At 70.2% G+C, this 25,385-nt stretch carries 25 protein-coding genes; 10 read left to right on the forward strand and 15 right to left on the reverse strand.

Translation table 11 applies throughout. From position 1 onward, the window contains the following. Positions 1 to 44: 44 nt before the first annotated feature. Complete coding sequence (locus tag ABN028_RS10215; RefSeq protein WP_349696424.1) at positions 45 to 1,436, reverse strand: NAD(P)/FAD-dependent oxidoreductase; 1,392 nt, start codon at positions 1,434 to 1,436, stop codon at positions 45 to 47. A gap of 155 nt (positions 1,437 to 1,591) precedes the next feature. On the opposite strand from ABN028_RS10215, the gene ABN028_RS10220 reads away from it, so the two are divergent. Next, positions 1,592 to 2,263: a hypothetical protein gene (locus ABN028_RS10220; protein ID WP_349696425.1), complete on the forward strand. Its 672-nt coding sequence runs from the start codon at positions 1,592 to 1,594 to the stop codon at positions 2,261 to 2,263. Positions 2,264 to 2,324: 61 nt separating this feature from the next. Here ABN028_RS10220 and ABN028_RS10225 read toward each other — a convergent pair whose 3' ends face one another. From ABN028_RS10225 to ABN028_RS10275, 11 genes are all read right to left on the reverse strand, one after another. Continuing rightward, positions 2,325 to 2,678, reverse strand: a complete 354-nt coding sequence (locus ABN028_RS10225) for a VOC family protein (RefSeq protein WP_349696426.1) — start codon at positions 2,676 to 2,678, stop codon at positions 2,325 to 2,327. Positions 2,679 to 2,710: 32 nt separating this feature from the next. After that, positions 2,711 to 3,106: an MmcQ/YjbR family DNA-binding protein gene (locus ABN028_RS10230; RefSeq protein ID WP_349696427.1), complete on the reverse strand. Its 396-nt coding sequence runs from the start codon at positions 3,104 to 3,106 to the stop codon at positions 2,711 to 2,713. 89 nt (positions 3,107 to 3,195) lie between these two features. Beyond that, positions 3,196 to 4,059, reverse strand: coding sequence for a uracil-DNA glycosylase (locus tag ABN028_RS10235; protein ID WP_349696428.1), 864 nt, complete (start codon positions 4,057 to 4,059; stop codon positions 3,196 to 3,198). 31 nt (positions 4,060 to 4,090) lie between these two features. Beyond that, on the reverse strand, positions 4,091 to 4,912 hold the full coding sequence (locus tag ABN028_RS10240; RefSeq protein ID WP_349696429.1) for a M55 family metallopeptidase: 822 nt from the start codon (positions 4,910 to 4,912) through the stop codon (positions 4,091 to 4,093). A 4-nt stretch (positions 4,913 to 4,916) separates the two neighbouring features. Continuing rightward, positions 4,917 to 5,900 carry a Ppx/GppA phosphatase family protein gene (locus ABN028_RS10245; RefSeq protein WP_349696430.1) on the reverse strand — a complete coding sequence of 328 codons (984 nt, stop codon included), beginning with the start codon at positions 5,898 to 5,900 and terminating at the stop codon, positions 4,917 to 4,919. Between the two features lie 250 nt (positions 5,901 to 6,150). Next, positions 6,151 to 6,681: a DUF501 domain-containing protein gene (locus ABN028_RS10250; RefSeq protein WP_349325447.1), complete on the reverse strand. Its 531-nt coding sequence runs from the start codon at positions 6,679 to 6,681 to the stop codon at positions 6,151 to 6,153. A 37-nt stretch (positions 6,682 to 6,718) separates the two neighbouring features. Then, entirely contained in the window at positions 6,719 to 7,138 is a 420-nt protein-coding gene (locus ABN028_RS10255; RefSeq protein WP_349325448.1) for an FtsB family cell division protein, read from the reverse strand. Positions 7,139 to 7,598: 460 nt separating this feature from the next. Beyond that, positions 7,599 to 8,897, reverse strand: a complete 1,299-nt coding sequence (eno, locus tag ABN028_RS10260; protein ID WP_349325449.1) for a phosphopyruvate hydratase — start codon at positions 8,895 to 8,897, stop codon at positions 7,599 to 7,601. 191 nt (positions 8,898 to 9,088) lie between these two features. Then, the gene (locus tag ABN028_RS10265) at positions 9,089 to 10,270 is read right to left on the reverse strand and encodes a nucleoside triphosphate pyrophosphohydrolase (RefSeq protein ID WP_349696431.1); all 1,182 of its coding nucleotides are present in this window, start codon (positions 10,268 to 10,270) and stop codon (positions 9,089 to 9,091) included. A gap of 90 nt (positions 10,271 to 10,360) precedes the next feature. Beyond that, positions 10,361 to 11,002: a SurA N-terminal domain-containing protein gene (locus tag ABN028_RS10270; protein WP_349325451.1), complete on the reverse strand. Its 642-nt coding sequence runs from the start codon at positions 11,000 to 11,002 to the stop codon at positions 10,361 to 10,363. A gap of 191 nt (positions 11,003 to 11,193) precedes the next feature. Continuing rightward, positions 11,194 to 11,565, reverse strand: a complete 372-nt coding sequence (locus tag ABN028_RS10275; protein WP_349325452.1) for an ArsR/SmtB family transcription factor — start codon at positions 11,563 to 11,565, stop codon at positions 11,194 to 11,196. A 380-nt stretch (positions 11,566 to 11,945) separates the two neighbouring features. Between ABN028_RS10275 and ABN028_RS10280 the strand changes: the two genes are divergently transcribed. After that, positions 11,946 to 12,521, forward strand: a complete 576-nt coding sequence (locus tag ABN028_RS10280; RefSeq protein WP_349696432.1) for a TMEM165/GDT1 family protein — start codon at positions 11,946 to 11,948, stop codon at positions 12,519 to 12,521. An 88-nt stretch (positions 12,522 to 12,609) separates the two neighbouring features. Here the strand turns inward: ABN028_RS10280 and ABN028_RS10285 are convergent, their stop codons facing one another. Beyond that, positions 12,610 to 13,440, reverse strand: a complete 831-nt coding sequence (locus ABN028_RS10285; RefSeq protein ID WP_349696433.1) for an aldo/keto reductase — start codon at positions 13,438 to 13,440, stop codon at positions 12,610 to 12,612. A 132-nt stretch (positions 13,441 to 13,572) separates the two neighbouring features. Between ABN028_RS10285 and ABN028_RS10290 the strand changes: the two genes are divergently transcribed. Continuing rightward, positions 13,573 to 14,100, forward strand: a complete 528-nt coding sequence (locus tag ABN028_RS10290; RefSeq protein ID WP_349696434.1) for a GNAT family N-acetyltransferase — start codon at positions 13,573 to 13,575, stop codon at positions 14,098 to 14,100. Here ABN028_RS10290 and ABN028_RS10295 read toward each other — a convergent pair. Beyond that, the gene (locus ABN028_RS10295; RefSeq protein WP_349325456.1) at positions 14,091 to 15,035 is read right to left on the reverse strand and encodes a CAP domain-containing protein; all 945 of its coding nucleotides are present in this window, start codon (positions 15,033 to 15,035) and stop codon (positions 14,091 to 14,093) included. The two genes, ABN028_RS10290 and ABN028_RS10295, sit on opposite strands and share 10 nt — an antisense overlap. A 637-nt stretch (positions 15,036 to 15,672) precedes the next feature. Here ABN028_RS10295 and ABN028_RS10300 point away from each other — a divergent pair. Further along, a complete protein-coding gene (locus tag ABN028_RS10300; RefSeq protein ID WP_349696435.1) occupies positions 15,673 to 16,344 on the forward strand; it encodes a hypothetical protein in 672 nt (223 codons plus the stop codon). 363 nt (positions 16,345 to 16,707) lie between these two features. Here ABN028_RS10300 and mfd read toward each other — a convergent pair whose 3' ends face one another. Then, on the reverse strand, positions 16,708 to 20,361 hold the full coding sequence (gene mfd, locus ABN028_RS10305; protein ID WP_349696481.1) for a transcription-repair coupling factor: 3,654 nt from the start codon (positions 20,359 to 20,361) through the stop codon (positions 16,708 to 16,710). 426 nt (positions 20,362 to 20,787) lie between these two features. On the opposite strand from mfd, the gene ABN028_RS10310 reads away from it, so the two are divergent. Genes ABN028_RS10310 through ABN028_RS10335 form a run of 6 tightly spaced genes read left to right on the forward strand, consistent with a single transcriptional unit; the run spans position 20,788 to position 25,331 of the window. Further along, positions 20,788 to 21,726, forward strand: a complete 939-nt coding sequence (locus ABN028_RS10310) for a hypothetical protein (RefSeq protein WP_349696436.1) — start codon at positions 20,788 to 20,790, stop codon at positions 21,724 to 21,726. Then, positions 21,710 to 22,270 carry an RNA polymerase sigma factor gene (locus ABN028_RS10315; protein ID WP_349325459.1) on the forward strand — a complete coding sequence of 187 codons (561 nt, stop codon included), beginning with the start codon at positions 21,710 to 21,712 and terminating at the stop codon, positions 22,268 to 22,270. Before ABN028_RS10310 ends, ABN028_RS10315 begins: the two co-directional genes overlap by 17 nt. Beyond that, positions 22,267 to 22,581 carry a hypothetical protein gene (locus ABN028_RS10320; RefSeq protein WP_349325460.1) on the forward strand — a complete coding sequence of 105 codons (315 nt, stop codon included), beginning with the start codon at positions 22,267 to 22,269 and terminating at the stop codon, positions 22,579 to 22,581. Before ABN028_RS10315 ends, ABN028_RS10320 begins: the two co-directional genes overlap by 4 nt. Next, the gene (locus ABN028_RS10325) at positions 22,578 to 23,705 is read left to right on the forward strand and encodes an ABC transporter ATP-binding protein (protein ID WP_349696437.1); all 1,128 of its coding nucleotides are present in this window, start codon (positions 22,578 to 22,580) and stop codon (positions 23,703 to 23,705) included. The genes ABN028_RS10320 and ABN028_RS10325 overlap by 4 nt, the downstream gene beginning before the upstream one ends. Beyond that, entirely contained in the window at positions 23,702 to 24,526 is an 825-nt protein-coding gene (locus tag ABN028_RS10330) for an ABC transporter permease (RefSeq protein WP_349696438.1), read from the forward strand. The genes ABN028_RS10325 and ABN028_RS10330 overlap by 4 nt, the downstream gene beginning before the upstream one ends. Positions 24,527 to 24,536: 10 nt before the next feature. Further along, on the forward strand, positions 24,537 to 25,331 hold the full coding sequence (locus ABN028_RS10335; protein ID WP_349325463.1) for an ABC transporter permease: 795 nt from the start codon (positions 24,537 to 24,539) through the stop codon (positions 25,329 to 25,331). The last annotated feature ends 54 nt before the right edge of the window (positions 25,332 to 25,385 follow it).

A 25,385-nucleotide genomic window follows, 5' to 3' on the forward strand; every position in this document is an offset into this window, starting at 1 on the left:
GCAGTCCGAGGTTATCCCCGGTGTGTGGCCCGCGTCCGGCCGCCTCAACGCTTCGCCGCCTGCCGCTCCACCGCCTCCAGCTCACCGGCGTCCTGTTCCACCACATCGGTGTGCGACACCTGGCGGGGCAGGGCGCTGCGGACGAACTCCTCCCGCGGCCGCTGCAGGTTTCCGAGCGACACGATCTCGCGGCGGAAGAACAGCGCGAGCGTCCAGTCGGAGATGATCCGGATCTTGCGGTTGAGCGTGGGCATCCGGCTCACGTGGTAGGTGCGGTGCATGAACCATGCCGGCCAGCCCTTGAGCTTCACGCCATAGACCTGGGCGACGCCCTTGTGCAGGCCGAGGCTCGCGACCGAACCGGCGTGGCTGTGCCGGTAGTCGCGAAGGGGCTTGCCGCGGAGTGCCCGGACGAGGTTGTCACCCAGGACCTTCGCCTGCCGCACCGCGTGTTGGGCGGACGGACTGCAGAGCGCACCCTCGGGACCGGAGAGGTCGGGCACGGCCGCCGCGTCGCCGGCCGCCCAGACATCGGGCAGGCCCACCACCCGCAGGTTGGCCGCCGCCCTGATCCGACCCTTGTCGTCGAGCGGGAGATCGGACGCGGCGAGGACCGGGTTGGCCTTGACACCTGCCGTCCAGACGAGGGTGTCGGACTCGAACCGGCTGCCGTCGGAGAGCACGACGTGCCCGTCGGCGCACGACTCGAGCAGGGTGTTCAGCTTGACGTCGATCGCGCGTTCGCGAAGTCGATCGACGGTGTAGCGGCCGAGATCCGCGCCGACCTCGGGGAGAATCCGGTCGGCGGCCTCGACGAGGACCCAGCGCATGTCGCTCGACTTGACGCGCTCGTAGTAGCGGGTCGCGTAGCGGGCCATGTCCTCGAGCTCGGCCATCGCCTCGACTCCTGCGTACCCTCCGCCGACGAAGACGAAGGTGAGTGCCCGCCGGCGGATCCGTTCGTCGGTGGTCGACTCGGCGATGTCGAGCCGGTCGAGCACGTGGTTGCGGAGTTGGATCGCCTCCTCTACCTGTTTGAAGCCGATGGCGTGCTCCGCGAGACCCGGGATGGGCAGTGTCCTGGCGACCGACCCGAGGGCGACCACGAGCTCGTCGTAGTGCACGTCGTAGGGCGTGCCGGCGCAGGGTTCGATCCGAGCCGTGTGGCTGGCGTGGTCGATCGCTGCGATCCGGCCGGTGATCACCTTGACCCGCGGCAGCAGACGCCGGAGGGCGACGACCACGTGGCGTGGTTCGAGGTTTCCGGCCGCGGCTTCGGGGAGGAATGGCTGGTAGGTCATGTACGACCGGGGATCGACGACCGTGATCGAGACGGTGCCTTTCGCGAGGTCGCGGCGCAGGGCCTTCTGGAGCCGAAGTGCGGCATACATTCCGACATAGCCGCCGCCGGCGATGAGGACGGCTTTGGTGTGCACGTCCCATTCACCTCCTGGGCTTAGCTCTTCGATGTCACCCACGTTAGCCCTTCGTGAAAGTTTTCACAAGCGTCATTTGGGTCGGGCCTTTCGATCCCCGACGATCCCCCGCACGAGGATCTAAGCTCGAAGGAGCGAGGGGGGAGGGTTGTCTCGTGGGCGCGATCATCGCCGTCATCATCATCGCCCTCATCGCCGTCCTGATCACGCTGACGGTGCCCCTCGTCATGCTCGCGCAGCGTCGCGAACAGCGCCGCCTCGAGTCCCTCGCGCAGTGGGCCACCTCGATCGGCTGGACGACGTACGCCGGAAGCGTCGAAGTCCCCTGGACGGTCCGGCTTCCCGGGGCGAACCCCCGCGGCATCCGCTGCCTCTTCACCGGCGTCTACCGCGACCGGCCGGTGAGCGTGGCGGAGTACACGTACCAGACCAGCAACACCAGCTACGTCAACGGCCAGACCCAGGTCACGACGGACAGCCACGACTTCGTCGCGTGTGTCATCCATCTGCCGTACACCTATCCCGGCATCGAGGTCGCCGCACGCGGCTCAGGCTCGCGGATGTGGCGCTGGCTCACCGGACCGGACGACACCGAGGTCGGCATCGCCGAGTTCGACAGTGACTACCGGGTCAGGAGTACGCATCCCGAGGCTGTCCGCAAGATCATCGGCCCCGCGATGGTCCGGGCACATCTGGCTGGCATGGCGCCGAACTGGAGCCTGCACGGCACCGACCTGCTGGTCTACTGGCAGGGCCGGATGGAACCCGCCCGGGTCCTCCCTGCCCTCGACGCCGTCCTTCGTATCGCCGGCCTTCTCGGCCACTGACCCGTGTTCATGAAGGATTCTCTGCGTATGGCCCGAGCCCTCAGCAGAGCGGTGCGCACGGCTACTGAGTGATGAGACAGAACGGGTGGCCGGCCGGGTCCAGGTAGACCCTGCACGTCTCGTGTCGGTACTGGCAGACCGCACCCAAGGCAAGCACCTTCCGCTCGCCTTCGTCGAGATCGTCCACCCGCACATCGAGGTGCATGTGCTTCGGATACAAGGGATCTGGCCAGCGCGGAGGTCGATAGTCGTCGGTGCCCTGGAAAGCCAGTCCGGGCCGGTCCGCCGCGTCACCAATGACCACCCAGTCTCCTTCGTCCTGTACGCGGATCATCCCGAGTAGTTCGGCATAGAACGTCGCGAGCTGGTCAGGATCCGGACAGTCGATCACCAGGCCGTGCCATCGTCCGATCATCCCCGAAGTCTGGTCGATCGACCGCGCACGGATCAACCAGTCTCCGGTGGCACCTGAGTGGCTGCCAGCTCCGGCGGCGCGAAGACCAACCAGCCATCGAGCAGGGCGTTCCGCAGGGCCGCCTCCGACACCTTGGACAACTGGACCAGAACCGCGGAGTACCCGTCGAAATGGGGGATCGTGAAGAACGCGTCGGTCTGCGCGGCGAGCACCGCTTCCTTCTCGCTGAGATCCTCGACCCGAACAGCGAGAATGGGACCGTCGGGCGGCTCCGCGTCACCGAACCGCTTCAGGTCCGCCTTGCTGAACGGCCGCTCCCACGCGAACGCCTTGCCGCCGACCGACCAGGTTCGGTTGCCGTGACGTTCATATTCCGCCGTCTCGGGCAACTCCGCGACCAAGCTCGCCACATCGTCGAACGTCACCATGCCGCCTACCTCCCTGTATGCACCCCATCGCCTTCTTCCGCGCACATCATCGCGTTGCCCTGTATCCAAGTGGTACGCCCTTCCCGCCCTTACAACCCGGCGTACGTCTTGGCACGCGTGAAAACGCCATCGAGCATCGTCTCGGTGAGTTTGCCGGTGAAGGTGTTCTGCTGGCTCGGATGGTAGGAGCCGATCAGGAGAACCGTCCCGGCCTCGCGCAACCGCTCCCCCTCGGCACCCCGCGGCAGCTCGACCTCGGCGCCGTGGCCGAACTTCGGCTTCGGTCTCGGTACGACGTATCCCACGGCCGCGTGCGCCCGTAGCGCGGAGTCCCAGGCGTAGGACCCCAACGCCACCACGGCACTGACCGTCGGCGCGCCCAACTCCACCTCTCGGGCCAGCCAGGGAAAGCAGGCGTCCCGCTCGACCGGCAAGGGCTTGTTGGCAGGCGGCGCGCACCGAACCGCCGCGACGACGCGGACGCCGAGCAGCCGCTGATCGTCGCCGGCCGACGTGCTCGTCGGCGACGCCGCCAGGCCTACCCGGTGCAGCGACGCGAAGAGCCAGTCCCCCGAACGGTCGCCGGTGAAGATCCGCCCGGTCCGGTTGCCGCCGTGCGCCGCCGGCGCGAGACCGACGATGAGAATCCGCGGCGCGTCATCGCCCCAGCCGGGCACGGGACGGCCCCAGTACGGCTCGTCCGCGTAGGCCCGGCGGCGCTCGCGCGCCACCTGCTCGCGCCACGCGACGAGTCGCGGGCACGCGCGGCACACCGACTGCCGGGCGGTGAGTTCGTGCAGGTCGGTGGCCGACCGCGCAAGGCGCACCACGTCGGCGGCACGCTGCGCGACCGGCGTGTCCGATGCGGCCGGATCGTCCGGCCAGCCGGTTCCCGGCGGCACCGGACTGGCGTAGGCCGCCTCAGTCACCGGATGCGGCCGCTCCTCCGTCACGCCGTACGTCCCCTCACGGCGTACCGACCGGTCATGCGGCACGCCCCAGGACGGCGATCAGCGAGACCAGCCGGTGCGCCGTGGGAAAGTCCGGCGCACCGTAGCGCAAGGTCGTCCCGGTCGTGCGTTCCATGCCGGGCACCAGCAACGCGAGGTCCGCCATCGCCGGCGTGAGGACATCGACCTCGAGCGACACAGCACGGTCGAAACGCGGCGGCGTCACCGACTCCCGGGCTTCGATCGCGCCTGGAACCGCCGCTTCGATGCGCACGCACGCCTCCTCCGGATGCAGGGAGTCTGCCGCGTGTGCGCCGAGCGCGCGCTTGACCTCGACCGTGTGGATGCCGGGGACCACCGCCGCCGCCTCAGCGGCCACCGTGTCGTCGCCGGTCACGAGCACGGGAACAGCGTCATGGTGGGCCGCGAGGGAGGCGTTCAGGCCGATCTCGCCGAGGGTCGCACCGTCGACGCGGACCTCGGCGATCACCGCGCTGCTCACCGTGTGGGCGAGCACCGACACCGGCGTGCCCGCCCGGCCGTGGTAACCCACGAACAGGCACACGTCGACACCGGACTCGATTCCCGCCATCATGCCGCCGGGCTTCGGCTTGCCGCGCAGCAACCGGGCGCGCCGGTCGAGAACTTCGGGCAGCAGGTTGCGAAACTGCGCGTGCGCGTCGCTGACAAGAATCTCCGCCTCTGGGGCATGGGACAGAACCCCACGGATCGCCGCGTTGGCCTCCGCCGTCATGAGGTGCCGGTTGCGTTCGTACTCCCGCTCCCCCGGCCGCACGTCCGTCCCGTCGACCACACCGGCGATGCCCTCCATGTCCACCGAGATCAGAACGCGCACGGGATCAACTCCTCGGGGCCTCGACGCAGGACCACGCGATGCCGTCCAGGATGTCGTGTTCGCTGACGACGACCTCGGCGTGGTCGAGGAAGGGCGCGACCCGGGCGGCGATGCCGTCGAGGATCAGCGAGCCACCGCCGATCACGTCCACCCGGCCGGGATGCATGTACGGCAGGCGCCGCCGCTCATCGTGGTCCATGGCGAGCAGCCGCGCGCACGCCGCGTGCACGGCCGTCGCCGGGATCCGCGCGTGGTGGAGGCGGTCAGGATCGTACGACGACAGATCGAGGGCCATCGCGGCGACCGTGGTCACCGTGCCGGCGAGGCCGACCAGCGTGCGGGCCTCCTCGAACGGCACTGTCAACCCCGCCTTGTCGAGCTGCCGGTCGACCTCCGCGCGCGCTGCCGCGATCTCCGCGTCCGCCGGTGGGTCGCTCGGAAGGCACCGCTCGGTCAGGCGTACGCATCCCAGATCGACCGAGATGGCGGCCTGCGGTCCGGCCACGGTCGGCAGGTCACCAGTACCGCCGAGAACGAACTCGGTCGAGCCTCCGCCGATGTCGACCACGAGGTGTGGTGTGGGGAATCCCCGGCCGGCGAGCTCCCTCGTAGCACCGGCGAAGGACAGCCGCGCTTCCTCCTCGCCCGAGATGACCTCGGGTTCGACGCCGAGCAGGTCCCGCACACCCGTCATGAACTCCTCCCGGTTCGCGGCGTCCCGGGTGGCCGAGGTGGCGACGAACCGGACCTGTTCGGCGCCCGAGGAGTCGATGAGCGTGGCGTAGCGCCGGCAGGCGTCGAACGTGCGCGCCAATGCCTCCGCCGCGAAGCGCCCGGTCCGGTCGACACCCTGGCCCAGCCGGACGATCTCCAGCCGGCGTTCGACGTCGACGAGCCGCCCGGAGCCGGATTCGGCCGACCCGGCGTCGACATCCGCGATCAGCAACCGGATGGAGTTCGTCCCGCAGTCGATGGCCGCAACTCGCACGTGGACACTCGCCTTCCGGTCTGGTCGATGGGATAGCTGGTGAGGCTCACCCGCCGGGACTACGCCTCGTGGATCCAGGTGCGCCGAATCCTTACATTTTCCCGCGAGCGGCCCGCACAGCTCAGTATCTAGGCTTCGGCCATGCCCTGGCACCAGGCCCTGGCCCCGCACCAGGCTGCGTCGCCACGTCAGACTCCGGCCGCAACCCCGCGGAAACCTCGGTGTCCTGCAGGTACACGTACCCCTGAGGTCAGTCCGGGGTCCGGCCGACGCCCACGCAGGGGCCGTCGGCCGCCCAGTCCGGCAACAGCGCGAGCGCCTCGTCGCCGAGGGGGTTGACCCCCGGTCCGGCGGCGAGGGCGTGCGCCACCAGGGCGTGCAGGCACTTCACCCGGTCGGGCATGCCACCGGCCGAGACGCCGGCGATCTCGGGTACGTCGTCGATCGCCGTCCGGTGGTCGACGTAGCGCTGGTGTGCGCGGGCGTAGGCTGCCGCGAGCTCCGGATCGGTGCGCAGGCGCTGCGTCCACTCGCGCATCAGTCCACTCGCCTCGAGCCGCCCGATCGCGGACGCCAACCGCGGGCAGGTGAGGTAGAACGTCGTGGGGAACGGAGTGCCGTCCGGTAGGCGCGGCTCGGTCTCCACGACATCCGGCAGACCGCAGCGACAGCGGTGGGCGACGCCGCGGACCCCACGCGCGGGCCGCCCCAGCTGCCGGCTGACCGCGGCCACGTCGGCCTCGTCGGGTCGCTCCCGCTGGCCGTGCTGCTCGGTGCTCATGGGATCAGTTGGGGCCTTCCTCGCCACCGTCCCACCGTCATCGGTCGGCGGGCGGTTCGGCCGGGCCTGGGTCGATCGTGGCGGCGGGTTCGGGACGGGTGGCGGTCGAACTCGGCCGCGGTGGGTTCCCGGCCCGTTCGACGCTGCCCCACAGGGCGCTCCACCACGCCGGACGCTCGTCGTCTCCCGACGGCTTCGTCCCCGACTGGTCTGCCGGAGCCCGCTCGTCCGCCCCCACCACGACATATCCGATCTCGCCCGGCATCACCCAACCGAACCGTTCCCGGGCCTGCGCCTCGACATAGGCAGGGTCGCGCCAGCGTTCGAGTTCGCCTTCGAGTTCGGCCACGCGTTCCCTGCGTTCGGCGGCTTCGGCGCGTAGCTCGGTCAGCCTGGACTGCTGCTCGGACCAGGCCCGCAGGCTGGAGGCGTACGACACGATCAACGCGGCCAGCACCAGCGCCAGGATCGCGGCGCGGCCGGTGAGTCCAGTCCGTCTCGACGGTGTCTCGGCGGCTTCCGCGTCCTTCCGCTGCTGCCGGTCGCCACCACGACCAGCCGCCGGTCGCCCGCCGGTCGGCCGGGCGGGTCCGCGTCCGGCCCGATCCGCGTCGGCCTCAGCACGACCTGGACTGCCCGGGGCGCTCGCCCGCCGCGGTGCGCGAGCCGGACCGGTGCCGCCCCGTGCGCCGCGTCCCGGCGAGGCAGGGGTGCGACGACCGCGGCGCGGCCCACCGCCACCCGGTCGGGGACCACGGTCCCTGCGCCCCTCGCCCACGAGACCTCCGCCCCTTCTGTCAGTGCGTACGACCCGTGCCTGACCCGTCAACACCGACCCGTCAACGCCGACCCGTCAACACCGACCCGTCAACGCTGGCCCGTCGCCACGAGCTCAGTGACCCGGCAGCAGAGCGAGGTCAGCTGTCCTCTGCCCCCGCGAACCTCGGGAAGGCCAGCCGCCCGGCGTACCGCGCGGCGTCGTCCAGCTCCTCCTCGATCCGCAGCAGCTGGTTGTACTTCGCGACCCGCTCGCTCCGCGCCGGCGCGCCGGTCTTGATCTGGCCGGAGTTCGTCGCGACCACCAGGTCGGCAATCGTGGTGTCCTCGGTCTCGCCGGACCGGTGACTGATCATCGTGGTGAACCCGGACCGGTGCGCCATTTCCACCGCGTCGAGCGTCTCGGTCAGCGTGCCGATCTGGTTGACCTTGATGAGGACGGAGTTGGCGGAGCTCTCCACGATCCCTCGGGCGATCCGTTCCGGGTTGGTGACGAAGAGATCGTCGCCGACGAGCTGCACCTTGGCGCCCACCGCCCTGGTGAGTTCGCCCCACCCTGCCCAGTCGTCCTCGGCCAGCGGGTCCTCGAGGGAGACGAGGGGGTACGCGGCGAGCAGCTCGGAGTAGTACGCCGCCATCTCCGCGGCCGACCTCTCCCCGCCCTCGAAGACGTACTTCGCCTTCTCCGCGTCGTAGAACTCCGTCGCCGCCGCGTCGATCGCCACCGTGATGTCGGAGCCGAAGGAGAAACCCGCCTTCTCGACCGCCTGACCGATCAGGTCGAGCGCGGCCCGGTTCGACGGCAGGTTGGGCGCGAAGCCGCCCTCGTCGCCGAGTCCGGTCGACAGTCCCTGCCCCTTGAGCACGGACTTCAGCGCATGGTAGGTCTCGGCGCCCCAGCGCAGCGCCTCCGCGAAGGTCGCCGCGCCGATCGGCGCGATCATGAACTCCTGGAAGTCGACGTCGTTGTCCGCGTGCGCGCCGCCGTTGACGATGTTGAGCATGGGCACCGGCAGCAGGTGGGCGTTCGGGCCGCCGATGTAGCGGAAGAGCGGCAGATCGGCCGAGTCCGCAGCCGCGCGCGCGACCGCGAGCGAGACACCGAGCAGCGCATTGGCGCCGAGCCGGGCCTTGTTGGGGGTGCCGTCGAGGTCGAGCAGCCGAGCGTCGACCAACCGCTGCTCGCTCGCTTCGTAGCCGACCAGCTCCGGGGCGATCTCGTCGACGATGCCGGTCACGGCCCGCTCGACGCCCTTGCCGCCGTAACGCGCCTCGTCACCGTCGCGCAGTTCGACCGCCTCGAACGCACCGGTCGACGCACCTGACGGGACCGCCGCCCGCGCGATGGTGCCGTCGTCGAGACCAACCTCGACCTCGACGGTGGGGTTGCCACGCGAGTCCAGAATCTCGCGGGCGGTCACGGCATCGATCGTGGCCACGTGGGTTCCTCCAGGTACGTCCTGATTGCGGTACGGATGTGAGCGCTCGCGCCCCCGGTGCTGCGCCACTGGATTGACGGGCTCGAGCCTAACGGCGCCACCTCGAGGCTGGACGAACCGACCCGCACCATCACCGCTTCGAAACCGCATCGCGCACGGGCTCGCACACGGGCAGTTGCGCCACCCCGCCTCTATGGCCCGGGGGCGTCGCCGCCTCCAGCGCCTTCGGAAGCCTCGCCCGACCCTGCGGCCGGCGGCGCTTCGGCAACTTCGACGGCCGCGACGAACCGGCGGCAGGCGTCCCGCAGCGCCTGCTCGGGATCGATACCGGCCACCCGTGCCTGCTCGACAAGTGCGAACAGCAGCTCGCCCAGCCGTTCGGCGGTGAGCGGCTCCCCGGTCGCCTCGGCTGCTGTGACGCGCGGGCCCTGAATGGCCAGCCCGGTTCGTTGCGTACGCCCCAGAAGCTTGTCGGCCAGCGTCAGGGCCGGCAGGGCGAGGGGGACGCCCTCCACCGCGGAGGTTCGCCGCTTCTCCTCGGCCTTGAGCTGGTCCCAGACGTTCTCGATCTCGGCGACATCGCCAGGGCCGGTTTCTCGCCGCGTCTCGCCGAACACGTGCGGGTTCCGGCGGATCAGCTTCTCCACCAGGTCACCGGCCACGTCGTCGATCGTCCACGTCTCCCCTCGCTCGCCGTCGTCGGCCCCGTCCTCGCCCGCGGCGCCCTCCTCGGCCAGTCGGGCGTGGAACACCACCTGGAACAGCAGGTCGCCGAGTTCCTCCCGCAGGTGCGTACGGTCACCCGTCTCGATCGCCTCGACGGTTTCGTACGACTCCTCGACGAGATAACGGACGAGCGACCGGTGGGTCTGTTCCCGCACCCACGGACAGTGGGCGCGCAGCTGGTCCATGACGGCGACCAGGTCGAGGAGCCGGGCACCGGGCAGGTCGTACGACGCAGGAACGACCTCGAGCTCAGGCACGACCGAGGCGCCCGCATCGGCGCGTTCGGCGAGCAGATGGGCGAGTGCGCGCCCGAGCTCGCCAGCGCCGTCGTCAGGGGCCAGCCAGACCAGCTCGACTCCGGACGCGGCCTCGTCGAGGAGCCAGCGGGCGAGCGCCGGGGCCGGCGCGGCCGCGGCGGGCACCGGGTCGCCGGCGCCATGTGCAGGGACGAATGCGTGCTCCACCGCGATCCCGGCGGCATCCAGCGGCGGGCGCTGCGGATGATCCGGATCGTCGGTGAGTACGCGGTCGGCTCGTCGCAACAACTCCCAGGCCGGCCAGGACAACAGGCCCGGCGCCACCCGAGGGCTGGTCAGCAGCAGCGTGAGACGTCCCGCCGGTGTCGGATCGGAACCTTCAGCCGTCACGATGCAGCCGTCCCGATGCGGGGGTCCCAGTCACGGGGGTCCCAGCCACGGCGGCGTCACAGTCACGGGGCCCGTTTCGTCAACCGCTGGTCAGGGCCCGGCCGGCGGGAGCTGCGGCTGCTCCGTCTCGCTGGGTTCGACCAGCTGGCCGCCCGGCAGCAGCTGCGCGCCGTCCCACCTGCCGTATCTCGGATTGACCGTCACACCGACCTCACGCGAGGTCCGGCGCATCTGCTCGCCGAGCAGCTGGTCGGCCTTGGCCTGGTCAGCCTGGCTCGCTGGCGTCTTGCCGAGCAGGCTGGCGTTGAGCTCGCGGCGAAGTGCCACCCACCGGGCGAACTCCTCGCGCATGTCGCCGGGGATGAACACCTGCTGGGCCCGGATCTCGTCCTCCACCTTGTCGATGTCGGCCCGACTGGCCGTGACACCGAGCCGGTCGGCGGTCTCCGTGATCAGGCTGTCGTTGATCAGCTGCTGGAGGAGGGCGCGCTGGTTCTCGGCGAGCTCGGCCGTGCTCGGGTTGACCTGCCCGCCCGGAACATCGCTGGCGCGTGCCGAGTGGTCGAGGATCTCCTCGAGCTGCTTCTGCAGGAACGACACCGAGATGGTCTCGCCGCCGACCTGAGCCGCCGCGCTGGGATTGGACAGCGATCCACAGCCGGTGAGCGTGAGTCCGGCGGCGACGACAGCGGCAAGTACGGCGAGTCGAGGAGTACGCCTCAGGGCGAGCACGGGACCTCATTTCTGGCGGGCACGTCTTCGCGGCGGAGCACGTCCTGCCCAGCCGCCCGGCCGGGCGCCGACTGGCTCCGCCCCGGTCGGGCGGGCGCTGGCGGTGCGTTTCGTGTCGGCTGACGCCGCACCCGATCGTACGCAGGGCGGCGCTCGTAGCGCCCGGAGGGGTTGACCGGAAGCCGGCGGTATCAGCGCCTCGGGCGCCGACTGGGGTGGGTCGGGGTCGGTGGGTCGGGCGCGAGAGACCCGTCTGGCGCGATGTGGGAGAAGATCTGGTCGACGAGGGTGAGCACGTGCGGGTCTTCCACGGCATAGATGTGTCGGCGGCCATCCTTGCGGGCGGTGACCAGACCGGCCAGCCGGAGTTTCGCCAGATGCTGGCTCACGGCCGCCACGGTGGCACCGGTGTGCTCGGCGAGGGTTCCCACGTCGTACTCGTGGCGGGCCAACAGCCAGACCAGGTGCAGCCGGGTCGGCGCCGAGAGCAGGTCGAACGTGTCCGCGGCGGCCCTGAGCTGGGGCCCGGTCGGATCGGTCGAACGCCCCGCCTGATCAGTCATCGCACCACCTGCGCGGTCATGGTGCGCTGAATTCTTCCGTACGCCGGGACGACCCCGTTCGCGGGCCGGAATGATCACGCCGCAGGCGCCGGCCTCGCGCACGATCGCCTCGAACGGCGCGAGGTAGTTCTCTCATTTGCGCAACTGATTGACAATCAGCGGCTGGCGGGGCACCCTTGAGCCTGCGAAGGGGAGTAGCCCTCAACACCGTGGTCGACACACTGGCGTCGCGCACCGCGAGCGATGCCCGGCCCGGCGGCCTTCCACCAAGGCGGGCGAGACCTTCGACCCAAGGCGATGTCGCCGGGTCGAGGTCACGCAACCCCTCGATCCGGCGGTACGACCAGACCGCTGAAGCATCGAGGAGTGGCACCGCCGGCATGGACGCTCTCGTTACCAGTTTCGCCATCGGCTTCGCCGTGATCTTCGTCGCCGAACTCGGCGACAAGTCCCAGCTGATGGCCATGCTCTTCGCGACCCGCTACCGCCCCGCACCGGTGCTCGCGGGCATCTGCATTGCCACCACGGCGGTCCACGCGGTCTCCGTCGGAGTCGGGCACGGGCTGGGTGCCGCGCTGCCGGCGACCTGGATCTCCCTGGTCGCCGGCCTCGCGTTCCTCGGCTTCGCGGCGTGGACACTTCGTGGCGACGTCCTGCACGAGTCCGACCAAGCCCGCACCCGCCGGACCGGGCGGTCCGCGGTCATCGCCGTGACCACAGCCTTCTTCCTCGCCGAACTCGGCGACAAGACGATGCTCGCCACGGTCACCCTCGCCACCCAGCACCAGTGGTTCGGGATCTGGGTGGGCTCCACCGTCGGCATGGTCATCGCCGACGCGATCGCCATCGCGATCGGCCACCAGCTCGCCGTACGCCTGCCCGAGCGGGCGATCCGCTACTCCGCAGCGGCACTGTTCGCCCTGGGCGGTCTCTGGCTGCTCATCGGTGCGACCTAGATGGCCATCTAGCTGTGGCGTCGCAGGAATGGCGGCGTAGAAAGGCGCGCGCGGACGCCTTGCACGCGCGCCGGCGCCCTTCAGAGGCTCAGGCCCCGAACACGTCCGGGTCGGGCCCGGTCCGCTCACCCCTGTCCAGGGCGGTGATGGCGGCCACGTCGTCTGAGCTGAGCTCGAAGTCGAACACCGCGAAGTTCTCCGCGATCCGCGACGGGGTGACGGACTTCGGGATGACGACGTTCCCCAGCTGCAGATGCCACCGCAGAATCACCTGCGCCGGCGTCCGGCCGTAGCGCTCCGCCAGTCCGGTGATCACCGGGTCGGCGAGGACCGTGCCGCCCTGCGCGAGCGGGCTCCACGCCTCGGTGCGGATGTCGTACTTCGCGTCGAACTCCCGCATGTCGGCCTGCACGAGATAGGGATGGAGCTCGATCTGGTTGACGGTAGGGACCGTGCCGGTCTCGTCGAAGAGCCGCTGCAGGTGCGACGCCTGGAAGTTCGACACCCCGATGGCCTTGATCCTCCCGTCGGCGTACAGCTTCTCGAACGCCCGCCAGGTGTCGACGTACTTGTCCTGGCCCGCCGCCGGCCAGTGGATCAGGTACAGGTCGACGTAGCCCAGCCGCAGCTTGCGCAGGCTCTCCTCGAACGCCACCATCGTCGAGTCGTACCCCTGCTCGGCGTTCCACAGCTTCGTGGTGACGAACAGGTCCTCACGGGGAACGTCGCACTCGGCGATCGCCTGCCCCGTCCCCTCCTCGTTGCCGTAGATCGCGGCGGTGTCGATGCTGCGGTAGCCCACCTCGATGGCGGTCTTCACGGCGGCCACGGCGTCGACGTTCGGGACCTGCCAGACGCCGAAGCCGAGCTGCGGGATCTGCACACCGTTGTTCAGGGTCAGTAGGGGGACGGTGGACATGAACGAGTGAACCTCCACGAAGAGACGGTGCCCGGTGGTGGGCTGGTCGCAAGCAGACATCAGACCATACGGGCCGTCGAACGCCCACCGCTCCCCGTGGACCGCCAGTCCGCCGAGCTAGATTGGGCGGCCGTGGACGTCCGTACGCTCGCCTATGACCATGCCCACGCCACGACCCTGATCGACGAGCTCCAGCGGTGGTACGTCGAGTGGTACGGCGACACCGACAAGACCCCGGTCGATCCGGCGGAGTTCCAGCCGCCGAGCGGCCTCTTCCTCGTGGGCTACCTCGACGGTCGCCCCGCCGGGTGCGGAGGGTGGCGGATCCGGGATACCCGGGACCCGGACCTGTGCGACGGGGACGCCGAGATCAAGAGGATGTACGTCGTACCGTCGGCACGTGGTCGTGGACATTCCCGCACACTGCTGGCCGGGATCGAACGCACCGCCCGCGCGGCCGGCGTCAGACGCCTCGTACTGGAGACGGGCGCGCTCCAGCCGGAGGCGATCGGGCTCTACGAGTCGAGCGGCTACGCGCCGATCGGCACGTTCGGACTCCATCGCGACGAACCGCTGAGTCGCTGCTTCGCGAAGGTCCTCACGGCCGCCAGTACCCCAGATCGCCGCGACGACCCGTCCGATCGGCTGAGTCAGCGGTAGCCGAAGTTCTGCGTCGCCCAGGGCCCCCGCTCGTTCCCGAAGTAGACGCCGACCCCGATGGCCTCGAACCGGCAGTTGAGGATGTTCTCCCGGTGACCCCGACTGTCCATCCAGGCGTCGACGACCGACTCGGGCGTGGGGTAGCCCATCGCGATGTTCTCACCGCCCGGAGCGTCGTATCCCGCGGCCCGCATGCGGTCCCAGGGTGTGGTGCCTTCGGGCGACGTGTGGTCGAAGTACCCGCGCTCGGCCATGTCCTTCGAGTGCCCCCGGGCAGCGGTACGCAGCCGGTCGTCGGCGCGTAGCGGCCCGCACCCTTCCTCGGCCCGCTCGACGTTGGTGAGGCGGACGACCTCGTTCTCGTACGTCGCCTGCTTCGACGGTGGTGGGGCAGGTGCCTCGGTCTGCGTGGGCGACGGTTTCGGCGACGGCGTGCGCTCAGGCGGGGCTGTGGTGCGCTTCGGCTCCGGCGCCTCGGTCCTGGTCGGTCGCGGCGTGGGAGTCGGCGTCCTCGAGGGCTTCCGGGTAGCGGTCGGTGTGGAGGTGGCGGTCGCAGTGGCCGTCGGCGTGGCCGAGGCAGTCTCTGACGGTATGCGGGCCTCTCGAGCACGGCCGCGGTCTCCCACGGAGTCCGGGTTCTCGGTGGCGGTGCGTGACTGCCGTTGCTGGGAGACGAGGTACCACCCCGTCGTCGACACCACGCCGACCATGCCGACGACAGCGACCGTCACGGCGGCGGCCAACGCCCCGCGCCGCGGCCTCTTGCGGCGATGACGGCGAGGGTTCGCACCGTCGCGGTTCTCGGCGTGGGTGTCGGTGTCGTCCGGCTCCCAGTAGATCGGGGGGTCGCGGTCGTCTGGTGCGTCCCACAGGTGCTCGTCGTTCTGCCACGCAGGGGATCGGGCTGGGAGCTGCCACTGAGTGCGGTCGTCCAACTCGGCGTCGTCCCACCCCGGGGCCTCGTCCGACGAACGCCACGTAGCTCGAGGCGGGTCGTGCAGCGACTCCCAGTGTTGCCGGTCGCTCGGGGCGCTCCAGCCCGGATCCAGGTCGTCCGGGACGCCCCACCCCGCCGGTCGGCGGGGCGGCCACCCGCCCCGATCGGCGCCCTGGCCGCTTCGGGGATCGTCGGCAGCCGCCTGGTTGCTCAGCTCTTCCCAGGACCTGGGCTCACTGGAGTGTCCCCGATCCCACGCCGGTCGCGGCTGATCCCATGCCGGTCGCGGCTGGTCCCACGAGGGCCGGCTGTCTGCCTGCGGTTGGTCCCACGAGGGCCGGCTGTCTGCCCCAGGGCGGTCCCACGAGGGGCCACTGTCTGCCTGCGGTTGGTCCCACAAAGGGCCGCTACTGGGTCGCGGCGGCCACGTGGGTGGTTCCTCCGGCCGCGGTGGTGACCACTCCGGCCGGTCGACGGGCGACGGAGGCTGCGACCATCCTGCGCCACCGGCCGCACGCCACTGCGGTTCCGGGTCGTTCCCGCGTCCTCCCCCGTCCGGCCGGCCGGTCGGCGGTGGCCAGGTCCGCCGGCCATCGCCGTCGGGTTGGTGGCTGTCGCGTGGATGCTCGGGTGGCATGGACACTCCCCTTTCCCGCCACCCGCCGCGCGTGGAAGGAGCCGCGGCCGGGCGCTTCTCTGGCGCCGGGCCGCGGCCCCTCTCCTACGGCAGCGGCAGTTCTATCGGTCACGGAAGGTCGGGCAATCGAAGATCGGGCAACGGCAACGGCAGGCCAGATGTCGGCGACGGACTCGGCGTCGTGGGGTCCGGCTCAGACGTCTCACTCGGCGTGGGCGCCGGAGTGGTGGGGTCGGGCGAGTTCGTCGTGGGCGACGGCGACGACGTGGGCTCCGACGTCGGCTCCGTTGTCGGCGTGATCGTCGGTGTCGACCGCGGCAACGTCTGGCGCGCGGCCTCTTCCTCTGCCTCCGGCAACGTCCGTGCCGGCGACGGACGCGGTGCCGGCGACGAGGACGCATCGGCGGTGGCCGTCTGGTTGCCCGGAGTGGCCGAGTCGGGCGCGCCAAGCCAGTTCTGCTCGCTGCTGGTCAATCGGGTCGTGTCACTCGTGTCGGAGGGTACGCCGGCGCCCCGGGACAGACTGGAACTCGCCGGGGCGTCGAGCGACCCGGCAGCGGTGGGCGCCTGCCCTTGGGGAAGAAAGAGGAACCACCCGGCTCCGGCGGCCGCGGCACCGATGCCCAGGACTCCGGCCGCAGCGGCGGCCACGGGGAGTGCACGGCGTTGACTCTGCGGTTGCCCGCCCTGGTCGGACTGGCGGTGCGTCGTGACTGCTGTGGATCGGCTCGGCTGGCTGACCTCGCGTCGCTGGCGACGGGAACCGCGGTGGCGGCCGGGCCGTGACGACCCCAGGTCGTCGCGGGACGAGCCACCGTTGGTCGGTGACGAATCGGGCAGCATAGGCACTCCCGGTGGTCAGCGGATATTCGACGGGTCTCCCCCGCACACAGCCCAAAGCTGCCGTTACCCTAGCCGATCGCCCATGTGGCCCATCTGATAACAGTCTGTGACTAATAGCCCTGGGATCACCAGACTTGTGGTCGCCCGTGCCCCTGCGTATCTCTGCTCGGCAGGGTGCGTACGGGGGCCGTCAGGCGGGTGTCGACGACGAGGTGCTCGGTGCCCGGGAGTCGAGCACGACGGCCTCGATGAGATCGCGGGCCCAGCGCAACAGCTCGAGGTCACGCAGCGGCTGGCCGCCGATCGGTGCCGTCGCCGGTCGCGGCACGAGGATGGTCCTGACCTGCCGTTTCACCACCGTGCGGGGATAGAGCCGGTTCAACCGCAGCTCCTGGCTCTCCCGCAGGTCCACCGGCGCGAACCGGATCTGGTTGCCCTGCAACGTGACGTCGGTGAGGCCGGCCTCCCTGGCGAGCAGCCGGAATCTCGCGACCTCGAGAAGGTTCTCCACCGGCTTCGGCATGATCGCGCCGTAGCGGTCGATGAGCTCCTCCGCCACCTGCTCCACTTCGTCGAGGCTGCGGACCGCCGCGAGCCGTTGGTACATCTCCAGCCGCAGCCGCTGGCTGTCGACGTAGTCGTGCGGCAGGTGCGCGTCGATCGGCAGCTCGACCTTGACCTCGGCCTCCTCCACTGCCCCCTCGCCACGGAAGTCGGCCACCGCCTCGCCGACCAGGCGTACGTAGAGATCGAAGCCGACGTCGGCGATGTGGCCGGACTGCTCACCACCGAGCAGGTTGCCGGCACCACGGATCTCGAGGTCCTTCATCGCGACGGCCATGCCAGCGCCGAGTTCGGTGTTCTGTGCCAGGGTGGCGAGCCGCTCGTGCGCGGTCTCGGTCAGCGGCTTCTCCGGCGGATAGAGGAAGTACGCATAGGCCCGCTCCCGCCCGCGACCCACCCGGCCGCGCATCTGGTGCAGCTGCGAGAGACCGAAGAGATCCGAGCGCTCCATGATGAGGGTGTTGGCGTTGGAGATGTCCAACCCCGCTTCGACGATCGTGGTGCAGACGAGCACGTCGGCGCGCTTCTCCCAGAAGTCGACCATCACCTGTTCGAGCTGGTGCTCGCGCATCTGGCCGTGCCCGACGACGACGCGGGCCTCGGGCACCAGCTGACGGATCCGGGCCGCCGCCTTCTCGATCGTGTTGACCCGGTTGTGGACGAAGAACACCTGTCCCTCGCGGAGCAGCTCGCGCCGGATCGCCGCGACCACCTGGCGTTCGTCGTAGCCACCCACGAACGTCAGCACCGGGTGGCGTTCCTCCGGCGGCGTCATGATGGTCGACATCTCGCGGATGCCGGTGATCGCCATCTCGAGCGTGCGCGGAATCGGGGTCGCCGACATCGTGAGGACGTCGACGCTCGCCCGCAACGCCTTCAGCTTCTCCTTGTGCTCGACGCCGAACCGCTGCTCCTCGTCGACGACGATCAGGCCGACGTCCTTGAACGACACCTCGTTGCCGAGCAGGCGGTGCGTACCGATCACGACGTCGATCGCGCCGGTCGCGATACCGGTCAGGGTCTCCTTCGCTTCGCGGTCGGTCTGGAACCGCGACAGCGCGCGCACCGTCACCGGGAACGGCGCGAACCGCTCCGCGAACGTGGAGTAGTGCTGCTGGACAAGCAGAGTGGTGGGCACGAGGATCGCCACCTGCTTGCCATCCTGCACCGCCTTGAACGCCGCCCGCACGGCGATCTCGGTCTTGCCGTAGCCGACGTCGCCACAGATCAACCGGTCCATCGGGATCGACTTCTCCATGTCCTGCTTCACGTCGTCGATGGTGCCGAGCTGGTCGGGGGTCTCGACGTAGGGGAACGCGTCCTCCAGCTCACGCTGCCACGGCGAGTCGGGACCGAACGCGTGACCCTTCGTCGCCTGCCGAGCGGCGTAGAGCTTGATCAGCTCGGCGGCGATCTCCTTGACGGCGCGGCGTGCGCGACCCTTGCGCTTGGCCCAGTCCGAGCCGCCCATCTTGTCGAGGCTCGGCTGCTCGCCCCCGACGTAGCGGGTCACCAGGTCGAGCTGGTCGGTGGGGACGAACAGCCGGTCGCCGGGGTGGCCGCGCTTGGACGGTGCGTACTCGATCACGAGGTACTCGCGCGTGGTGCGCTGCTGGCCGGTGCCGACCGTGCGTTCCATCATCTCGACGTACCGGCCGACCCCGTGCTGGTCGTGGACGACGTAGTCGCCGGGACTCAGCTCCAGCGGGTCGATCGTGCGGCGGCGGCGCGTGGGCATGCGACGCATGTCCTTGGTGGACGCGCCCCCTCGACCCAGCAGGTCGGCCTCGGCCAGGACGGCGAGCCGCGCCTCGGGTGCGACGAAACCGTGGTCGACGCGGCCGCGGGTGACGTGCACGAGCGACGGCTCGGGAAGCTGCTCGAGGTGCTCGTCGAGCCGGGCGGGCAGGTCCTGGCCACGCAGGACCTCCACCAGGCGCTCCGCCGGACCGTGCCCCTCGGTGACGAAGACGACCCGCCAGCCGTCGGCGATCCACCGGCGTACGTCGGTGATCATCGCGTCGGTGTTGCCGTGGTAGGCGTCGGCCGCCTGCGCGCTGACCGTGCGCGACTCGACCGCTCCCAGCTCGACGTCGACGTCGACCTGCACCAACTCGCCGGCTTCGGTACGCAGCGGTGCGGCGGGCGTCGCGTTGTCGGGCTCGGCCGCGAACGGTGACAGGCTCCACCAGGCGAGCCCGGCGGCGAGAGCGTGCCGGCGTACGTCGGCGAGGCTGCGGTAGGCGGCTGCGCCCAGGTCGATCGGCGCCTCTCCCCCACCGGCGGCGGCCGCCCAGCTGGCGTCGAGGAACTCCTGGCTCGTCGCCACCAGGTCATGGGACCGGCTGCGGACCCGCTCGGGATCGCACACGACCGTGTGGGTGCCGGCGGGCATCAGGTCGAGGAGCAGTTCCATCTCGTCGACCAGGACGGGGGCCAGCGACTCCATCCCTTCGACCGCGTGCCCGTGCGCGAGCTTCTCGAACAGCTCCGCGAGCTCCGGATGCGCGACGGCGAGCTTGGCCGCCCGCTCGCGGACGTCGGCGGTGAGCAGCAGCTCGCGACATGGGGGTGCGTAGAGGCCATGGTCGGCGGTGCCGAGCGACCGCTGGTCGGCCACCTTGAACGACCGGATCTCCTCGATCTCGTCGCCGAAGAACTCCACCCGCAACGGATGTTCCTCGGTCGGTGGGAACACGTCGACGATCCCGCCCCGCACCGCGAACTCGCCGCGCCTCTCCACCAGGTCGACGCGGTGGTAGGCGGCCGCGGCCAACCGGCGTACGACCTCGTCGAGGTCACGCTCCTCGCCCACGTGGAGTGACACCGGCTCGAGGTCGGCCAGGCCTTTGACCTGCGGCTGCAGCACGCTGCGTACCGGCGCGACGACGACCTTGGGTCGTGGGTTCTCCGCATCGGGGTGGACCAGCCGGCGCAGCACCGCGAGCCGCCGACCCACGGTGTCCGAGCGCGGCGAGAGCCGCTCGTGCGGAAGCGTTTCCCAGGCCGGGTAGTAGGCCACCGCGCTGTCGTCGCCGAGCAGGCTCTGCAATGTGGCGGTGAGATCCTCGGCCTCGCGTCCGGTCGCGGTGACCGCGAGGACGGGGCGGTCCGCGCCACCGGTGTCGGTCGGCGCGGCGAGGGCGGCCACCGCGAACGGCTGCACCGCCTTGGGCGCGGTGAGGTCGAGTGGTGCCGCCGCACTCGCCCGTGCCGCTTCGACCGCGGCCGCGATCGCGGGGTCGGCGACGACGAGTTCGATGAGTCCGGTGAGGCCCATGGATCCCTTCCAGAAACAGAAGTGGTGGCCCGCGACGGCCATGTCGAGGGACAGTGACAAAGGCGACGGGGCAACACGAACGCCCCGATTCGCAGTGCGGACCGGGGTGAAGTACCAAGACTAACGCGCCCCTCCGACAACCCCCGCGCGAACGTCACCTCCCCGGTGATCATGACGGTGATCATGATCGTGATCATGAGGACTTTGCCAATCTATGGCCGACTTTTCCTTCAGGATCATGGGCTTCACCGGTCATACGGATCCGGCGGACGGTGGTCCCGGCCGGATCGATCGCAGAAATCGGCAGCGATTTCCCAACACCTGAGCGGTCCGTCCGTCTTCCTCTTGCGTACGACAAATTCCTTGCGTACGACACGTTCCTTGCGTACGACGCTCTGGGGAGCAGACGGTGAAGGGAAGAGCGCCATGACAGACCTGCAGGCGACCGGAGTGGTGGAGAACGTCCCGGTCCTCGACCTCTCGCACACGACCTGGGAAGAGGACCTGGCCGGCATCGACCGGATCGCGAACGTCGGCGCCGTCGTGGTGCCGGAGAACCTCGCCCACGCACTCGCCCGGATCTCGATGCAGAACGTCGGCGCGGTCGTACCGATCCCCACCGGCGCGCACGTGCGGGTCCACACCGGCACGATGACGCTCGGCGGCGACGCCCTCGCCGACCCGGGCGGCGACAACGAGGTCCTCGTGGTGATAGGCGGGCTGCTCATCACCAGTCCCCTCACCCGGATCGGCTACCGCGAGGTCATCGTCATCGGCACGGTCCTCGCGCCCCGGGGAAGCGAGTCGGTTCTCGGCGCCGGCCTGACCCGGATGACGGGGATGGTCCACTACTACCGGTACGCCGAGGGGCAGCAGCTCAGACCGCTCACCGGCCAGCAGACCCTGAGCGGGAGCACCCTCGCCAACCAGGGCGGGTCACCCGATGACGTTCTCGTCGTCACCGGACAGACGATCGTCACCGGGCAGGTCACCGCAGTGGGCTTCCAGCAGATCTACTACACCGGAGAGGTGATCGTCCCACGCGAGAGCGAGTCCGTGCTGGCGCCATTGCTCGCCGGAGCCGGCCAGCTGGTGTGGTACGACGGGTCGCCACGGTGCTTCCTCGGCGACGAGACGTTCGGCCGAGGGTTCTTCGAACTCGTCGACGAGCCGCTCGGGCTCCTGCTGGTCGGGTCGTTCCGGATCGACGACGACGTACCCGCCGGCCTGCTCCGGGACAAGGTCACCTCGATCAGCCTGGTCGGCTCGCTCGCGGCGCCGAAAGAACTGATCCCGGTCGTCCAGCTGCTGGCGACCGCCAAGTACGGCGACATCTCGGTGGCCGGGGATGACGCGGAGCACTGAAGCCGAGGAGTCCTTCACCGAGATCTTCGAGGCGTATCACGCGAGCGTGCACGCCTACCTGCTCGGCCGGATCGGCGACCGCGAGCTGGGCCGCGACCTGCTGCAGGAGACGTTCCTGCGGGTGTGGCGGCGGTTCGACGAGGTGCGGGCACTGCCACCCCAGCGGCGGCAGGCGTGGATCTTCACCGTGGCCCGCAACCTGGTGACCGACTCCTACCGCGCGCGGGCCACCCGGGAAGCGACCGCCCGGACGCTGGCCGACCACATGGTGCCGACGACCGGCGCGGCCGCCGCCGACCCACCCGCCGCACACGTGGAGAGGAACGAGCTGATGAACGACGTGATGACAGCTGTCCGGACGCTGCCCGAGGAGGCCCGGGTGATCCTCGCGATGCACGCCGTCGGCGAGCTGACCAGCGCCCAGATCGGCGAGGCGTTGGGCCAGCCCGCCGGAACGATCCGCTACAAGCTGGCCAGAGCCCGGCAGGCGCTCGCGAAGGCGCTCGGGCTCAACACCCTCAGCCTTGAGGAGGTACGACGATGAACGAAGCTTCCCCACTCGACGACCTGCTGGCTGTCTGGTCGAGCGCGCTCCGGCTGCGGCCCGCGGAGCTGGAGGAGATCCGGCAGGCCATCCTCGCCGACCCCTACGGAGCGTCGACTCCCGGCCCGACGTCCACGTCACCACCCACGCACGTGTCCACGCCGGCATCAGATTCAACGCCTCCGCCGACCGCGCCGGGAGCCCTGCCGACGTCGTGGTGGCAGACGTTCGCGGTCCAGGTCGCCGGTGTTGTCGTCCAGGCGAACCGTCCGCCCGCTCTCGCGGGCCTCCTCGGGGGAACCGTCTCATGACCGATGCCATCGACACCGACCGCGACACCGACCGCGACACCGACCGCGACACCGACCGCGACACCTGCCTGCACACCGCCGGATCCGGCGTGGACATGGCGACGAGTGCGGCCGACGACCTCAGCATCGTCGCCCATGGCCTGCGCCGTACGTACCGCAAACGCAAGGGCTGGTTCCGCTCCGGCGAGGTCGTCGAGGCCGTGCGCGGCATCAGTTTCGGCGTACCTCGCGGGACGATCTTCGGCATGGTCGGTCCCAATGGTGCCGGCAAGACCACGACGATCAAGATGCTCTCGACGATGCTCATCCCCACATCTGGATCGGCGACCATCGGCGGGTTGGACGTCGTACGCCAGGAGACCGCCGTACGCCGCCAGCTCGGCGTCCTCTTCGGTGGTGACAAGGGGCTCTACAACCAGCTGTCCGGGCGGGAGAACCTGCGCTACGCGGGCCGCCTCTACGGCATGGACGACCGGGCGATCGCGGCCAGGTCCGAGGAGTTGCTCGCCCGGGTCAGGCTCACCGACCGCGCCGCGGAGCGGGTCGAGAGCTACTCGCGGGGCATGAAGCAACGCCTGCACATCGCGAAGACCCTGCTCCACGAGCCCGCGGTGGTGATCCTCGACGAGCCGACGATCGGGCTGGATCCTTCGGCGGCGATCGACGTACGCCAGCTGATCGCCGACCTGGCCGGCGAGCACACGATCCTGCTCACCACCCACGACATGTACGAAGCGGACCTGCTCTGCCGTGAGCTCGCCATCGTCGACCGCGGCATCATCGTCGCCAGCGGGACACCGGCCGCGCTGAAGGCGCAGGCGAAGGTCGACCGCCGGGTGGTCGTCACGCTGACCGAGCGGTCGGGATGCCGGGCGGCGGGCGAGGTGATCGACCGGTTGCGGGTGCTCGCTCCGGTGACACAGGTCCAGCACGACACCGGAGCCGACGGCGCCGTCGCCGCCACCCTGACGCTGCGCTGCACCGACACCACCGCCGCGCTCGACCAGGCGCTCGCCGTCCTTCGCGAGGGCGGCGCCGAGGTGCGCACCATCGACATCCGCGAACCGTCCCTCGAGGACGCCTTCCTCAGCGCCACCGGCCGAGAGTTCGAGGAGGACGCATGAACGCGGACACACCGGTCGGGCGGTTCCGCGCCGACTGGCGACTGTTGTGGGCCACGGTGCGGGTCTTCCTGCTGCGGTGGGCGTCCAACCCGATCATGCTGGTCCGCGCGCCGCTGATGCCGCTCCTGCTGCTGGTCAGCTTCACGGTCGCCTACCAGGTCTCGGGACAGGCAGCCGTGCAGCGCCAGGACGTCGTGGGCTTCCTCGTCGTCGGCATACTGGCCACGTTGGCCTGGAACTCGACGGTCTGGGGAAGCGGTCACGCGCTCCAGTGGGAGATCCACGCCGGCACCATCGCCTCGGTGATCGCCGCGCCCACCCGCACGATGCCCGTCGTCCTCGGCTACGGCATCGGCAACATCACCTGGGACATCACCGGACTTGCCTCCTGCATCGGCGCGGGTGCGCTTCTCGGCGCAAGGTTCGAGGTGGCCGACCCGATAGGCGCGCTGGTGTCCCTGGTGGCTGTCTACGCGAGTTCGCTGTGCATCGGCCTCGGTTTCGCCGGACTGTTCATCCTGTCCAGGCAGGCGAACGCGATGTCGAACTTCCTGCAGGCCCCGATCTGGCTGTTGGCGGGCTTCTTCGTACCGCGGACCGCGTTGCCCGACTGGCTCGAACCCATCTCCGCAGCCATCCCGCTGGCGCACGCCGTCGACGCCCTGCGCGCCACCACGCTGGCCGGCCGGTCGCTCGCCGAGGTCGGCGGTGCGCTCCTGGCCGCGGCCGCCACCAGCGCGGTGTTCCTCCTCGCCGGCGTCTGGTCCCTGCGCCGGGTGGACTACGCCATGCGCCGCCGCGGCAAACTCGACCTGCTGTGAGGAGCCTCCTGTGACTGCCCTCCCCTCCCCGATCCGGGTCGTGGCGGCGTCGGCGTACGCGGCCGGCCGGACGAAGATCCAGACCGCCGGGCCGGTGCCGTACGTCCTCGTCTGGATGACGCTGCCGGTCTTCACCCTGCTCATCGTCGGCCTCATCTACCGCGACGACCGTGAGCTGCGGGACTACGCCATCGTCGGCGGTGCCTGCCTCGCCCTGCTCTTCGGCATGCTCTTCAGCGCCGGCGAGATCCTCGACGACGAACGCCAGCGCGGCACCCTCGGCAACCTCTTCCTCGCACCGTGCTCCCGCTACGCGTGGCTCGGCGGCTTCCAGCTCTTCGCCGTCCTCGAGTCGCTCGCGACGGCGGCTCTGACGTTCACGACCGGCGCGGTCGTCTTCGGTCTCACGGTCGACATCGCGCCGCTCACCCTGCTGGTGACCCTCGTGCTCTTCATCTGCTGCATGTGGGGTGTCTCCATGATGGTCGGCGCGATCGGCGTCGCCATCCGGAACGCCAACCAGCTGTCCAACCTGCTCTTCGTCCCGATCCTGATGGTGGGCGGCACGATGTACCCGATCGCCCTGATGCCGGACTGGCTGCGGATTCCCGCCCGCTTTCTCCCGTTCGGCTACGGCATCCAGGCACTGGTCGACGCGACGACGAAGGGCGCCTCGGTCGCCGACCTGTGGCGGGAGCTCGCGCCGCTCGCCGGCTTCGCGGTGGTGCTGCCGCTGCTCGGCGTCGCTGCGTTCAGGCAGGTCGAACGACTCACCCGCCGCCGCGGGGCCCTCGACCTCACCTGAACAGGACCCTCGGCGCCACAGGTGAACCATGATCATGCGCGGCAAACCGGGCGG

It is taken from the genome of Actinopolymorpha sp. B17G11 (assembly GCF_040196095.1).
Lineage (GTDB): Bacteria > Actinomycetota > Actinomycetes > Propionibacteriales > Actinopolymorphaceae > Thermasporomyces.